The 14,674-nt window shown below is 66.5% G+C and carries 9 protein-coding genes and 3 pseudogenes; 3 read left to right on the top strand and 9 right to left on the bottom strand.

All coding sequences use genetic code 11. The features are described from left to right. A pseudogene (locus ACOZ90_RS06675) lies at nt 1-126 on the bottom strand (IS3 family transposase); the annotation flags it as partial. A 71-nt stretch (nt 127-197) separates the two neighbouring features. On the opposite strand from ACOZ90_RS06675, the gene ACOZ90_RS06680 reads away from it, so the two are divergent. Continuing rightward, nucleotides 198-1,309 (top strand): IS3 family transposase gene (locus tag ACOZ90_RS06680; RefSeq protein WP_422892874.1). Its coding sequence is split into 2 segments (ribosomal slippage): nt 198-450 and nt 450-1,309, totalling 1,113 coding nucleotides; the frame shifts between segments, so codons are not numbered across the junction. Between the two features lie 15 nt (nt 1,310-1,324). After that, nucleotides 1,325-1,519, top strand: a pseudogene (locus ACOZ90_RS06685) (diphosphate--fructose-6-phosphate 1-phosphotransferase); the annotation flags it as partial. A gap of 4 nt (nt 1,520-1,523) precedes the next feature. Here ACOZ90_RS06685 and ACOZ90_RS06690 read toward each other — a convergent pair. From ACOZ90_RS06690 to ACOZ90_RS06715, 6 genes are all read right to left on the bottom strand, one after another. Continuing rightward, nucleotides 1,524-2,429, bottom strand: a complete 906-nt coding sequence (locus tag ACOZ90_RS06690; protein ID WP_422892875.1) for a DUF6708 domain-containing protein — start codon at nt 2,427-2,429, stop codon at nt 1,524-1,526. A gap of 47 nt (nt 2,430-2,476) precedes the next feature. Beyond that, nucleotides 2,477-5,062, bottom strand: a complete 2,586-nt coding sequence (locus tag ACOZ90_RS06695) for a T6SS effector BTH_I2691 family protein (protein WP_422892876.1) — start codon at nt 5,060-5,062, stop codon at nt 2,477-2,479. Further along, nucleotides 5,059-5,937, bottom strand: a complete 879-nt coding sequence (locus ACOZ90_RS06700; RefSeq protein WP_422892877.1) for a DUF4123 domain-containing protein — start codon at nt 5,935-5,937, stop codon at nt 5,059-5,061. Before ACOZ90_RS06700 ends, ACOZ90_RS06695 begins: the two co-directional genes overlap by 4 nt. Next, nucleotides 5,934-8,726: a type VI secretion system Vgr family protein gene (locus ACOZ90_RS06705; protein ID WP_422892878.1), complete on the bottom strand. Its 2,793-nt coding sequence runs from the start codon at nt 8,724-8,726 to the stop codon at nt 5,934-5,936. Before ACOZ90_RS06705 ends, ACOZ90_RS06700 begins: the two co-directional genes overlap by 4 nt. A 77-nt stretch (nt 8,727-8,803) precedes the next feature. Further along, nucleotides 8,804-10,642: a M48 family metallopeptidase gene (locus ACOZ90_RS06710; RefSeq protein WP_422892879.1), complete on the bottom strand. Its 1,839-nt coding sequence runs from the start codon at nt 10,640-10,642 to the stop codon at nt 8,804-8,806. A 47-nt stretch (nt 10,643-10,689) separates the two neighbouring features. Continuing rightward, nucleotides 10,690-11,292 (bottom strand): LemA family protein, encoded by a 603-nt coding sequence (locus ACOZ90_RS06715; protein WP_422892880.1) that lies wholly within the window; start codon nt 11,290-11,292, stop codon nt 10,690-10,692. 83 nt (nt 11,293-11,375) lie between these two features. Here ACOZ90_RS06715 and ACOZ90_RS06720 point away from each other — a divergent pair, with 83 nt between their 5' ends. Continuing rightward, nucleotides 11,376-12,800, top strand: a complete 1,425-nt coding sequence (locus ACOZ90_RS06720; RefSeq protein ID WP_422892881.1) for a serine hydrolase domain-containing protein — start codon at nt 11,376-11,378, stop codon at nt 12,798-12,800. 433 nt (nt 12,801-13,233) lie between these two features. Here ACOZ90_RS06720 and ACOZ90_RS06725 read toward each other — a convergent pair. Both ACOZ90_RS06725 and gcvH read right to left on the bottom strand, forming a co-directional pair. Continuing rightward, nucleotides 13,234-13,308, bottom strand: a pseudogene (locus ACOZ90_RS06725) (histidine biosynthesis protein HisIE); the annotation flags it as partial. A 969-nt stretch (nt 13,309-14,277) separates the two neighbouring features. Continuing rightward, a complete protein-coding gene (gcvH, locus tag ACOZ90_RS06730) occupies nt 14,278-14,664 on the bottom strand; it encodes a glycine cleavage system protein GcvH (protein ID WP_422892882.1) in 387 nt (128 codons plus the stop codon). Nucleotides 14,665-14,674 lie beyond the last annotated feature (10 nt).

Here is a 14,674-nt window from a genome sequence, read left to right on the forward strand (position 1 = left end):
GAAGTCCATCGACCAGACCTGGTTGATGGCTTCCGGCACGGCAAGCGGCTCGGGCTTCTCGCGCACCAGGCGCTTCTTCGGCTTGATGCGCAGGTTCAACTCCAGCTCCCGGTAGATGCGGTAGACCGTAAGCTTCCCCGGTAGATAGACACCACAGAAGTAGAGCTTTCTGGCACATTTCCCAGCCAGGAGGTTCCATGAAGAAGTCCCGTTTCACCGAGACCCAGATCGTCTCAATCCTCAAGCAGGCCGACGCTGGCGTGCCGGTCAAGGACATCTGCCGCCAGGCCGGCATCAGCGTGCCGACCTACTACAAGTGGAAGTCGAAGTACGGCGGCCTTGAGGCCTCCGATCTGCGGCGGGTCAAGGACTTGGAAGCCAAGAACTCCAAGCTCAAGCGGATGTACGCCGAGCTGGCGCTCGACAACGCGGCAATGAAGGACCTGATCGCAAAAAAACTGTAGGGCCGGAGCAGAAGCGCGAGGCAGTGCGGTACCTGGTCGAGGTACACGCACGGCCCCTGAGCCGGTCCTGCGAGTGCGTGGGGTTGTCACGAGCGACTTGGTATCGGCCGCCGCTGGACTGGACGGTGCGTGATGCCGAGATCATCGCGGCCTTGGCCGAGTTGATCGAGAGTCGCCCGAGCCGCGGCTTCTGGAAGTGCTGCAAGGTGCTGCGGCGGAAGCGGCCTGACTGGAACCACAAGAGGATCTACCGGGTGTACAAGGCCATGAAGCTCAACCTGCGCCGCAAGGCCAAGCAGCGGCTGCCCAAGCGCGAGCGCGTGCCGCTGTACGTTCCGTTGCTGCCCGATGCTGTCTGGTCTGCGGACTTCATGGCCGATGCGCTGGCCTGCGGCCGCAGGTTCCGGACCTTCAACGTCGTCGACGACTTCAATCGCGAGGCGCTGCACATCGAGGTCGACACCTCGATCTCGTCAACGCGCCTTGTCCGCATCTTCGAGCAGCTCAAGCGCGACCACGGCCTGCCCCAGGTCCTGCGCACCGACAACGGCCCGGAGTTCCTGGGCGAGGCCTTGGTGCAGTGGGCCAAGCTCAACGGCATGGCCATCCGGTACATCCAGCCGGGCAAGCCGAACCAGAACGCCTACATCGAACGCTTCAACCGGACCTTCCGCGAGGAGGTCCTGGACCAGCACCTGTTCACCCGCCTTGATGACGTGCGCGAGGCCGCCTACTGGTGGATGCTCGAGTACAACGAGGAGCGTCCCCATGACTCGCTCGGCGACCTGACGCCGGTCGAGTATCGTCAAGCCGCCGAAGGTTCTACTTTTGAAATGTCTGCTTGACAGGGAAGCTTACGCGCCAACCGGGAAAAGAAGCTGCCGGCGGCATACCTGCGCAAGGATGGATTCGGCATCACCGCTGCGGCCCGGCGATATCTGGCGCCGCTGATTCGCGGCGAGGCGTATCCGCCGTATGGGCGGGATGGGGTTCCGGCCTACGTGGCGCTGGAGAATGCGCTCGTAGGCAAAAAGCTGGAAAGCTGGGACGGCTGACTCGTCAGCGCAGCTCCGGTGGATTGATGCGCGAATCGATGTCATATGGATCATTGGCGGAAACCTCGTTCACCGCCTCGATCTCATCCGGCCAGCGCGGCATTTTGCTGGTGCGCATGACCACCCAGCGGACCAGCGACTGCAGGAAGAAGAACGGCCACAGGACGAACCTGATCACATCTGCGATCGGGTGATCATGACGGAGCTCGGACATGATCACCTCGTATCCGGAGCGGAACGATTCACGCTTGCCATCCACAGGCATCGCGTTGCGAACGTAGCTGGCGACCGACTCAGGACCTTCGTCCATATAGCGCCGGAAGAACTCCCAGTGCTTGTGCAGCAACTGCAGCCCGCCGGGATCGACATCCCCACTCATGCCCAGGGCGAAGGTCTCCAGCACCGTCTCCCGGTCCTCGGCCAGCACATGCCCGTGGATGTGCCAGAACCGGAAATAGCTGAAATCGTAATCAAGGGTGAAATAGAGATCGGCCCACGGCACGCTCAATACGCTGCCGTCCTTGCGGAACACGTGGACCATCTGCGTTTTGTGGTTGAGGCGGATGGGGTAGTGCGTGTATCCACGCCACTCGACACGGCAGAACCAAATTACTCCCAGACCGAACAAAGCCATCACCACCCCCGTGACGGACGTGTAAGCAATGTGAGTCACATCAGAATCTCCCTGCAGGACCTCAGTTACTGCAAGTGAGAAAATTGCCATTCCAAACCCGAGGAGAAGAGCAGAAAACGCCAAAGCCATGAGAGAAAGAAACCCCTTCCCCTGAAAGTACTTATCAACCACTTCCAAATATGTGGAATTGAGCCTGATGGCCACAATATCCGGATAGGGCCTTACATCCAGCCGCTCGTTCTGATCCAGATGGAACTTGCGATCCTGCGCTGTCAACAACCGATTGACAGGGAACTTCTTTATTAACCCGGTATACCCAGACATCAGACCGCTCTCAATGCCACTTCATACTCACTCATCTCAAGGTCAAGATCCGGATACTTGCGACTCGCAAGGCGCCCCCATAGGCAGCGCTCAAGCCAGTCATGCCCAGGGGAATCTTGCTGCCAGAGAATGAACGCAGACGCCAAAACAAGAACCACGAATGCAACAACCCCTATGAAAATCGCACCCGCAACAATGGCGAAAGACAAGACAGCTCCCGCAACGCCGGAAACGAGGTAGGCCAATCCAACGGAATGGTTTTTTTCTCTAAGCTCCGCAAACCCTCTAGCAAAGTCAAAAAAAGCCAACGCCACACCCGCCACCACACCCACAGCCTTGCCACCCACCTTCATCAGCCCGAACAGCCTCGTATGTCGCGCATATCGAGGACTCACGTCTTTCATGTTGTCGAGCGCGGTCCCGGCTGCCTCCACCGCACCGGCAACGGAGGCGGTTGCGGTTGTTGCAAACCGAGCCCATGATTCCACCCGCTGATGGCGCATTCCGGTGGTGGCATCCCGGTACAGCTGGAACAGCGCCATTGATGACAGGAGGCTTGCGCCTACACCGGTCCTCACACTGGTATCCATGGTAGCGCGCCAATTGAGCAGCTTCGCCTCCAGGAAGTTGCTGCGCCTTGCGCTCAGCTGTGCCCGGGTGGTCAGTGTCCCATTCGCGTTCAAGCCGATGAACCCAGTGGTGATTTTCGTCCTCGACTCCACTCCATAGATATGCAGCCGGCGCAGTTCGGAGCGCACCGCGCTGCTTCCTCGCCGGAATCCAAGCTCGCGCTGGAATGCCAGCATGACGGAACGCACGATGTGGTCGCTCGTGCCCTCTATTGGAACCCACTCAAGCGGCAGCTCGGTCGCCATTCCCCAGGCCGCCAGCCCATAAAGCCTGGGTGCGCCGTCGACAACTTTTGACATCGCCTTGGCGGCCGGCGCCAGTGTCTCCCGCACCAGAACCGCCATGAAGGCATCCAACGTATCCGCACCAATCTGCCTGGATGCCTCGTTGTACAGCGAAAACAGCTTGTCCCAGGGAAGCTTCGCCAGCTTCATGTCGCCGGTGGACTCGGCGACCGCAGCCACTTCTCCGGCTATCCGATCCTGGTTGAGGGAGAAGGCGCGCAGCAACATGTTGTCCCGGCTTTGCGGGGTGCTCTCGAACCACTCCTGGTACAGGCTTGCCTGCGGCTCCTTGTCCGCTGTGCTGGCGATGCACGAAAGCACCGCCCCCAGATAGCCGGCACCACTTTGGAGGTCCTCAGGGTCGTGGTTGCAGTTCAGGTGTGCCTGCAATTTCTCGCCCTTCAACAGGGCAACATGCGCATCTGCCAGCGGCTTGATCACCGTTGCATCGAGCGCCCTGAGCTCGGTTTCGTGGCGTTCCTGCCACGATCCACGCTGGCCCTCATCGTATTTTTCGAGGTACCCGCCGTTCTTCCACGCCCCCTTCCGGATATTGGCCAGGTCTGCAGGCGTCAGCTCAAACCCTTCGGTTGCCACGGCACCGGCACCGGGACCACCGCGCATTTCCGCATAGGCGGAGATGTTGGCCCGGGCGCTACTCACCGCATCAGCGGCTTTCAGCTCCGCCTGATGTTCCACGGAATCGCGCAGCTGCTGAATTGCCGCCGAGACCGCCATCGGCCGGATGCGGTCGGGTTCATGCAGAAAATTTTCCAGCCGCCAGTTCATCAGTGCGGCCAACTCGGCCGCAACGCCCACGGGATCATCAAGCGCCACCATCAACGGTGGTGGATCCGGCACTGGATCATCCGGCTGGCTGCCCCACAGCACGCCGTTGAAGTGTGCACGCGACCCGTTCCCAATGGAATAAGGCGAGAACTCGAATGAGACCGGAGAGCGCACCGCCTGAACTGCGGCCATGGCGCCCGCGCCGACCCAGGTCTTGTTGGCCTGCGCCTCCTCGTTGTCGTAGTACTGGCGATCCTGCCGGCCCAGCGAGTATTCCGGAAGCTGCTCCAGCGCGTCCGAAAGCGGACGCACATGGGGTTGTCCGGCTTCCCCTCCGCTGTTGATCCACGCAGAAACGTCGACGAGCCGCATGTGCTTTCGCCGGTATGAATCCTCGTCATATCGGGCTTTCACCGCAGGCGTCCACCGGGTCTGGCTGTACGCCAGCCGGACTTTCGTTGCGTTCCCTGCGTTCTGGACCTGGATGCAGTTTGCAAGTGATAGCGGCGCGTTCCGGCTGCACCTGGCCGCTTCATCCGGGCTTTCGCTAGCCAGCGGGCCGTCGCCGATTTCAAATCGATCAAGGCGGCCCGCATCATTCACTTCATACCCGGCCCACTCTTCGGTCGCTTCCTCGTATACGTACAGGTATCCGCCCCGCAGCTGGCGAAGCGTGTACAGCGCGCTTCCGGTTCCCAGCTCGGGGTATGCCGAAGCTTCAAATGGAGCCACGAGGGGGGGAGCGTGCTCCCCATCGGGCACGTCGTCCCCCGCCCACGCCACGCCATAGCGCAACGGCATGATCGGCAGCCCGATTACCGTACAGGCGGGGCAACGGTGTGGCTTGTCCGCAGTCCCTGCCTGCCCTGATGAAGTGTTCATGCGTGCTCCTCCTTGTGCACAGCGCTCGCGCGCGCCCATTGTTGCAACTCGGCATGCCCCAGGCTTGCCAGCCCGGCTGCCAGCGTCTGCCGCCCTTCGGCTGCGGCGCTCAGGGCACGCGTTGCAACCGGGTGGTTGATCCAGGTTTCACCGTGCCGCGCCGTCATTGCAGCGAAGCGGGTCAGGTCGGTTGCTTCAGCCAAGCCGCTGGCTGAAGCACGGATGAGCTGGACATCAACAAGCTCAACCAGGTCTCTCAGCGGTCGACCCAACGGCGGCGTCCGGCCCGACTCCTTCAGGGTGCGGTTGACCAGAGGCTGGCGTTCAAGCCGATCCCATTGTTCCTTGTTGAGCCTCAACCGCCGGGGCCCCGAGACGGGCGGACGTTCCAGCTGGTGCCAGCTGGCGTCCCTGGGCTCGTACCAGGTCCAGCGCTGTGCCTGCCCCAGCAGACATCCAATCTGATCCTGATCCAGCCACCACGCCAGCGCACTGAACACCCTCGGATCATGGAAGCGAAGCCACACCGCCTGCCCAGTGGGCGCATCCAGCAGCATCCTGCTGCCGAGGCTGGCCGCCAGCGATCGGGTTTCGGCAGGGCTCGCAAGCAGGGCGCAGAACATTGGCTGGCCGGTTTCCACGCACTGGCGGTCGTTGCGCTCGAGCAGCTCGACCTGCTGTTCGTCATCGAGCGACGCCAGCGGCAGCAGCCGGGGCACGAGGTGGGGCTGCGCGTCAAACGCCGGCGCCCGCAGGGGCACGACCGGTAGGTCCTGCCACCGTTCTTCGCGCACCCGCACCGGATTGATCAGCGCGAAGTCGTGGCCGAACAGTTCCCGGTAACCCAGGTCGTGGAGTCGCTCCAGGGCCATCATCCGCCCATTGGCACCGTAGCAGCGCCGTCTGCTTCGGCTTGGCGCGCGGTGTAGTCGCAGAACTTCGGTTCGGCCTCTCCGAACAACGGCACCTGCCCGCTGGCCGCCTTCGGCGTCGTCAACTCCCGCTTCGCCGCCTTGAACTCCACCGTCCCCGGCGCCCCCAGCTCGATATCCCCGCCCTCCAGCTTCAGGTAGGCGCCCTGCGCCGTCAGCAGCACGTGCTTGCTGGGCGCGGCGACTTCCACATCCGCCTGGGTGCTGGCAATCATCACGCTCTGCTTCGCCGCCACCTTCGCCTCGTTGCGGTGCGCCCGCGCGCTCACCTTCCCCTGCGCCGCGTGCATGGCGATACCGGTTTCCTGGTTCGGCTTGCCCGCCGGCCCGTCACTGCCCTGGGTGAACAGCGCAATGCCGCCGCCTGCGGCAATCACGCTCTCACCCTGGCTGGCCCAGTCCAGGTCGGCGCCGGCCACCAGCGTGGTCTGGGTGCCGGAGACCCAGGCCTGGTCGGCCGGGGTCAGGCTCATCAGGCCCTCGGGGCTGGAGGCGACCAGCTGCGGGCTGCTCCAGGCGGGTACTTCACCTTCACCACCGCCGATGGCACCCTCGCCCTCCCCGCCCCCGGCACTGCCCTGGCGGGTCGCCTGCAGGGTTTGCTGCAGCTGCTGCAGGCCCTCCTGCGCGGGCAGCGTGTCCGGGTCGCCGGGTAGAACGGCTTCCTGGCTCTTCGCCGTGTCGGCCAGCGCCTGCAGCAGCTGCTCGCCTTCGCCCAGCTGGCCGAGGGTCTGCGATGCCTCCAGCTGCTGCCGGCCCGGCTCGGTGGTCAGCAACAGGCCGCTCCCGGCGCGGAGGGCGCCGCTGGCCTGGGTGGACAGCTCCACTCCGAACCCGCGGTCCACGCCGCGCACGTTGTCCTGCCCGCCCTTGAGGTGGCCCAGCGTCAGCGTGCTCTGGTGCTGGGTGGTGGCCGCCTGCGCGCGGCCCTCGCCCGGGGTGTCGTCCAGCCGCAGCAGCTGGTAGCCGCCACCGCCGTCCTGGCTGCTGGCCAGGGCCTGGCTCTTGAAGCCGGTGTACACCGCGCCGTGGTCGTTGCCGTCGAACCAGGCCGCCGCGTTGCCGGTCGCACCCGCACCGCCGCCTGACACCTGGTTGTGCTGGGCATCGTCCTGGCCGCGCCCGTTGTAGACGGTGCCCACCACCACCGGCCGGTCGATGTCGCCCTCCAGGAACGCGACCAGCACTTCCTGGCCCCGGCGCGGAATCGCCACCCCGCCCCAGTTGTCACCGGCCCACGGGGTGGCCACGCGCACCCACGTCCAGGCGCCGTCGTTGCCGGGGGCGTTGTCGTCGCCGCCCGGGTGGGCGGTGCCGCTGCTGGCGTCCGCGCCGCGCTGCCACGGGAACTGCACCTTGATCCGGTGGTCGCGGTCGGTCTGCAGCGGCGCGCCGTCGCTGACCACGATCGCGCCCAGGGTGCCGTGCACGGTCGGCCGCGGATGCAGCCGCAGGCCGTGGCCGTCCACGGTGCGCGGCCGGTAGGCCACGCCCTGCGGGATCACGCTGAAGGTGTTGCGATAGAACTGGTCGCTTCCCGGCGCCTCCCCTATCTGCCCGGAATCCTCCGCATCCAGGCCCGCCAGCGGCGCGGGAAGCCCTGCCCCCGGCATCGCCACCGGCCCCAGCGCCTGCTCCAGCGCGTCGAAGATCTCCGCGTCCAGGTTGTTGCGCGCCTCATGGATCACCGAAACGCAGGCGAAGCCGCGCTCACCGGCTTCCCGGTGGGCGTGGTGCCCCGTCAGTTCGAAGCCGACCCCCGGCGCCAACCGCCGCCACGTACCCGCACCGTCCACGGCGTGCGCGCGCACCTGCAGCGCCTCCATCTGTCTGCGCGCGCGCAGCTCGCCCTGGGCGGCATCGACCCAGCCATAAGGCCCCGCGGTGTCCTCATCCACCGCCACCACGTCGCCAAACACCTCGCCGTCCGCCGAAGCCGGCCGCATGCCCAGGCTGCGGTAATCCCAGCTCGCGCGCTCCATGCGCCCGGTCTGCCAGCGGCGCACCTGCTGCCACTGCTGGATGCTGTCCTCGCGCTCGGTGGCGTCGCTGCGGTGATAGCGCACCGCGCCGGCATCGGCGAAGGCGTCCACGTGGTCGCACAGCACCAGGGTGTGGCTGCCCAGCCCCTCGTCATCCGCGGCGCCGGCGTGTTCGAACCAGTAGAAGATGCCCTCCTCGGCCAGCAGCCGGTGCAGGAAGCCGGAGTCGCTCTCTTCGTACTGGGTGGTCAGGCTGCGCCTGCGGTACAGCGCGCGATCGGCCAGCTCCCAGCGCCAGGCCGGCACCAGCGCGCCCGCCTGCGCGTAGTCGGCGAAGATGTCCTCGACGATCTCCACCACCGTCATGTCCTGGAAGGCGTAGCTGTCCACGCGCTGGCGCAGGAACGCCAGCCACGGCTCCACCACCAGCCGGTAGCGCGACAGGCCGCCGTTGCTTCCGAGCAGTTCGCAGGCGGTGACGTGGCCGTGGAACGGGCGCAGGTCGGTGCGCGAGTCGGCGGTCAGCAGCTCCAGCAGCGCCGGCTGGCCCAACAGGTCGTCCAGGGCCAGGTGGGCGTCGGTGGACAGCGCGGTCAGTTCGAGGCGGAAGCCGCCGCCGTCCAGGGATTCGCGCGCGTGCAGGGTCTCGGCCACGAGGGCGTCGCGCCCCAGCGGGGTGTGCAGCCGCAGCAGGCGGTCGTGCTGTCCCGGCGAGGCCAGCGCGGCCATCGCGGTCGCGAGTACGTCCATGTCGTGCTCCTTGATGATCCATCATCAAACGCGCGGACTGCCGAGTATGCCGCAAGCGCGGCCGGGCTCAAAGCACCTCAGCCCTGTTCGAGCATGGGCGGCAGCGGGCAGTGCAGCACGGCGCAGATTGTGCGCAGCAGCTCGGCCTCGGCCACCGTGACCCGGCCGTCGTGCATGGCGGCGGCGGTGATCGCCTCCACCATCACCTGCTTGGCCAGCGGATCCAGCCGGTCCAGCGGATCCCACACGTCGTCCAGGGCCAGTACGCCCCGCGCCGGCGGCGCGTAGGCCACGTGGTCGCGCGGCAGCACCCGCTGCATCCCGGCCAGGTAGGCACGGCGCGCCTCGTCCGGGTCGGCGTGGCCGGCCTGCGCCACCACGGCCAGCAGGGTGGCGAACTCCTGCTTGACGTTGCCCGGCTTGCGGCGGCCGAAGCGCGCATGGCGGCGCGGGTCGAGCGACTCGCGCACCTGGGTTTCCAGCAGCTGGCCCAGGCAGTATTCGAACAGCGATACGTGGTCGTCGGTGTGGACCACGGCGTGGACCGTGTCCAGGAAGGCCTCCAGCTCCGGGCGCGGGCGCAGGCGCAGGACCGGGAACGCAAGCTGGGCCAGCGGCAGGCGGTACATCGGATGCAGGGCCAGCAGCGGCCCGGCGCGCAGCTCCTCCGCCTTTGCGGCCACTTCCTCGCCCAGGCGGGCGACGATCTCGCTGTGCTGGTGGCCGCGCACCGAGGCATCGGGATCATCCAGCAGCAGGCCGAGCAGCAGCGGCTTGACCGCCTCGCGCTGGCGGGCCAGCGCCACCAGCTCTTCGGGCAGGGTCGCGGCGATGGTGTCTGCGCGGCGGTAGTCGTCGTCGCGCGGATTGGCGACCTGTGCCGAAACCATCGGCGGGGTCACCGAAAGCTCCGAGCGCGCATCCGGAAGCACCGCCACGCCATCGGCGGCCAGGCCCATGGCCAGATCCTCCTGCATGCCGTTGGGCGGCGCGGCGTACCACTGCTTCTGCAGCCGCTCCAGCTGCTCGGAACGGAAGCCCGGCTCCAGCGCCTGGATGCGCTGCAGGATCGGCGGGTGGGTGGCGAACAGGCCCGACAGCCCCACCCCGTCGCCGAACAGCATGTGGCTGACTTCCTCCGCGTCGGCACGCTGCTCGAAGCGCGAACCCTCCTGCACCCCGGCGATCTTCTTCAGCGCGCCCGCAATGCCCCGGGTCTGGCGGGTGAACTGCACCGCCGACGCGTCGGCCAGCACTTCGCGCGAGCGGCTCACGCCGGCCTTGATCATGCGGCCGAAGAAGATGCCGATGTAGCCGATCACGATCGCCGCCAGCGCCGCGACCAGGATCACGGCCGCACCGCGCTCGCGCGAACGCCCGCCGAAGTACAGGATCTTGCGCCCGATCAGGCCCAGCGCCAGGATCCCGAACAGCACGCCCATCAGGCGGATGTTCAGGCGCATGTCGCCGTTGAGGATGTGGCTGTATTCGTGGGCGATCACGCCCTGCAGCTCGTCGCGGTTGAGCCTGTCCAGGGTGCCGCGGGTGACCGCCACCGCCGCGTCGGACGGGGAGTAGCCGGCGGCGAAGGCGTTGATGCCGGCTTCCTGCTCAAGCACGAACACCGCCGGCACTGGCACCCCGGACGCGATCGACATCTCCTCGACCACGTTGCGCAGCCGCCGCAGCTGTGGGTCGAGGGTGTCCTCGGGCACCGGCACGCCGCCCATCTGCATCGCCACCGCCGCCCCGCCGCCGCCCAGCGACGAGATCCGGTACATCGAGGCGACGCCGATGATGCCGCCGGTGATGACGGCGGTGCCGAGCAGCGCGCCCGGATCGGGGCCGACCACCGCCGCCACCGCCAGGCAGGCCGCGCCGACGATGCCCAACACCGCCAGCGCGAACAGCACCACCAGCCGCGTGGTATTGCGGCGCGCCTGCTCCTGGCGCTCGAAGAAATTCAGAACTGCACCTTCGGCGCCTCACGCACCTCGGCGCGATCGGCGGGAATGTCGAGCAGCGCGGCGGCGGCGAAGTTGAACATGCCGGCGATCACGCTGGACGGGAACACCTCGCGCTTGTTGTTGTAGGCCATCACCGAGTCGTTGTAGGCCTGCCGTGCGAACGCCACCCGGTTCTCGGTGCTGGTCAGCTCCTCGGTGAGCTGCATCATGTTCTGGTTGGCCTTCAGATCCGGGTAGGCCTCGGCCACCATCATCAGCCGGCCGAGCACGCCGTTGAGCTGGCCCTGGGTGGCGGCCAGGGTGGCCATCGCCTCGGGGTCGCCGGGGTTGGCCTTGGCCGCGGCCAGGCCGGACTGGGCCGCGGTGCGCGCGGCGGTCACCGCTTCCAGCGTCTCGCGCTCGTGGCCCATGTAGGCCCGGGCGGTCTCGACCAGGTTGGGGATCAGGTCGAAACGGCGCTGCAGCTGCACGTCGATCTGGGCGAATGCGTTCTTGAATGCGTTGCGGGCGGTGACCAGGCCGTTGTAGATGCCCACGCCCCACAGGGCGAAGGCCACGATCAGGCCAAGAAATACCAGGACAATCAGCATGCTACCCATCAAAGCTCCCCTTGTTCATGCAATTGGATTTCGACGCGTTATCATCGGGCCGGCAGGCAGAGCATACGCAGGGGGAAGACCCGATGAAAGTGAAAACGCGTGGGCGGTGGCGGGCCGGCAACAGGGCCTGGCAGCTGGGACTGGTCGGCATGCTGATGCCGCTTGCGCTGGGCACCGCCGCGCAGACGCCGGCGCAGGCACCGGCGCAGGCCGTTGCCCCGTTCCCGGAAACCATGCCGGCCTTCCCCGCGCCGTCCGATGGCCGCCCCGCCGGGCTACCCCCGCCCGAAGAGGTGATGCCGCTCGCACAGGGTTTCGACGTGCGCGAGTTCGAAGCGATGGCCGAGGCCCTAGTTGAAGGCCAGAAGGTACCCGGGCTGGCCATGGCCATCGTCCACAACGGCCAGGTGCTCAGCGCGCGCGGATACGGCATCACCGACGTGCGCGCCGCCGAGCCGGTGGATGCCCACACCGTGTTCCGCCTGGCCTCGCTGTCCAAGTCCTTCGCCGGCACCATCGCCGGCATGCTGGTGTCCGAAGGCGCGATGCGCTGGGACAGCCGGGTGGTCGACTACATGCCCGGCCTGCGCATGTCCGACCCCACCGCGGCGGAAATGATTACCGTGGCCGACGTGCTCAGCCACCGGGTCGGCCTGGGCCGGCACACCTACGACCGCGACATCGAGGCCGGCGCCGAATACAGCAGCCTGGTGCAGCGGCTGTCGCAGGCGCCGATGACCTGCCAGCCGGGCGACTGCTACGGCTACCAGAACGTGGCCTTCAGCCTGGTCGGTGACGTGGTGTTCGCCACCTCGGGGCAGTTCTTCAACGAGGCCGTGTCGCGCCGGCTGTTCAAGCCGCTGGGCATGCACGATGCCAGCTACGGCCTGGACGGCATCCAGAACAGCCCGCGCTGGGCCCGGCCGCACGTGCGCTCCGGCCGCGGCTGGACTTCGCTCACCCCCAAGCCCACCTACTACCGCGTGGCCCCGGCCGCCGGCGTCAACGCCAGCATCTCGGACATGGCCCAGTGGCTGATCGCCAACATGGGCTACCGGCCCGACGTGCTGCCCGCGCCGCTGCTGTCCACGCTGCACTCGCCGATCGTCGGCACCCCGGGCGAGATGCGCGGGCGTCGCGGCTCCTGGCGCAGCCAGCGCCTGAACGCGGCCGGCTACGGCCTGGGCTGGCGGGTGTATGACTACTCCGGCCATCGCATGGTCTTCCACGGCGGCGCGGTGCAGGGCTATCGCGGCGCGATGGCGATGCTGCCCGAGCGCGACCTGGGCGTGGTGATCCTGTGGAACAGCGGCAGCTCGCTGCCTTCCGGCCTGATGCCGACCATCCTGGATCGCGCCATCGGCCTGTCGGGCGAGCGCTGGCTGGCCGTCGACTACGACTACGAGCCCGAGACCCGCTACGGTGGCGAAACCGCCGCCCGTGGCGACAGCACCGGACACGTCGCCGGCGGCCCTGCCGCCACCATTTCGCGCGCAATGCCGGAGTGACCCCGGCGCCGGCCGGCCCTGCCGCCGGCCGCGGCCCGCAGCTGCAGCAGGCCGCTGGCGCGGTTGACCCACGCGGATAAAAAAACTCCCTCCCCGCCTGGGCACGCGGGAAGGGAGTCTGGATTGCGAACCGGGGCCTGGCTTACATCAACGGCGCGGGTGCCGCCGGAATCACGGCCGGGGCCGCCTTCTTGGCGCGGGACGTCTTTTTCCTGGCCGTCTTCTTCGCAGCCTTCTTCGCGGTCTTCCTGGCAGCCTTCTTCGGGGCGGCCTTCTTTGCCGTCGCCTTCTTCACGACCTTCTTCGCGGCCTTCTTGGCGACTTTTTTCTTCGCGACCTTCTTGGTGGCCTTCTTCGCCGCCTTCTTCGTCGCCTTCTTCGCGGTCTTCTTCACGGCTTTCTTTGCGACCTTGCGCGTTGCCTTCTTCGTGGCCTTCTTGGCAACCTTCTTCTTTGCGACCTTCTTCTTCGCAACCTTCCTGGTGGCCTTCTTCGCCGCCTTCTTCACTGCTTTCTTTGCGACCTTCCTGGTGGCCTTCTTCGTCGCCTTCTTGGCGACCTTCTTCTTGGCGACCTTGCGGACGGCCTTCTTCGCCGCCGCCTTCCTGGCGACCTTGCGAACGGCTGCCTTCTTCGGCTTGGCTACCTTCTTGGCCGCCTTCTTCGTGGCGGTGCGTTTCTTCGCAGCTTTCTTCGTGGCCATGTGATGGCTCTCCTCGTCGTTGGACTACGCGTTGCTGACTACGGCCCAGTTTGCAAGACATCGCGGGGATCGGACCCGCGACCAACCGCCGACGCGCAACGCGCGACGGGACGGATCTGGCAGTGCCCGCAGCGCACGCGCGGCCAGCGTGGCCGGCGACTGCCTGCAGGACAAAAAAACACCCGCGACGATTGCATCGCGGGTGCCATGGAATTCGTATGTGGTTTTCCCGGGGGAGACGATGCCCGCTTCCACCGATTCGAGGTTCGTGGCGGAAGAGTTGTGCGTCCCGTGTCCGTTCGCTTTGATGCGCTTCACTCGTCTATGCAGTCAACGCCTGCTTGGGCGAAACCTAATCACGCTTTTTTCCACTGTCAACACCTCGTCACGCGCGCATGCACGTCGCAATGCATCCCATGCAGGCAACGCGCGTCGCCAGGCACCTCGCATTGATCAGGCGCAGCGCGCGGCACGCGTCGGCATGCAATGTCATGCACGATGGGAAACAGCTGTATTCAAGCTGTTTGGTGCTTGCAGGCCTGCAAGCGCGCTGCCGTTGGCACGCAACCCGGCTACGCGGGCAACGGCTTCGCGTGGCACGCGGGCAAGCGTCGGGTCATGGTTGCCTTGCAGTCATCAACGCGTGCGCATTTCGCGCCGCACAAGACCGACTGCGCCGAAAGTGCGCGAACCCGAAGACGCGAATGCCGGCGCATGCGCCGGCATTCGTGTTGGACATGACGCGAGCCCGAAGGCGATCGCGATGGCCGCGGACTACTCTTCGATCAGCGCCGCGTAGGCGTCCGGATCGAGCATGTCGTTGACCGGCTCGATGTCGTCGGTCTGGACCACGAAGATCCAGCCATCGCCGTAGGCGTCCTCGTTGATCGTCTCCGGCTTGTCGGACAGATCCTCGTTGATCGCCACGATCGTGCCCGACACCGGGGAGTAGATGTCCGAGGCGGCCTTGACCGACTCCACCACCGCCACGCCGCTGCCGGCCTCGACGGTGTCGCCCACCGCGGGCAGGTCCACGTAAACCAGGTCGCCAAGCGATTCCTGCGCGTGATCGGAGATGCCGATCGTTACCTTGCCGCCCTCTTCGACGCGCGCCCATTCGTGGGACTTGAGGAATTTCAGATCACCTGGGATCTCGCTCATGACTTGCTCC

Origin of the sequence: Luteimonas dalianensis (assembly GCF_049339425.1) — a bacterium.
Classification (GTDB): Bacteria; Pseudomonadota; Gammaproteobacteria; order Xanthomonadales; family Xanthomonadaceae; genus Luteimonas; species Luteimonas dalianensis.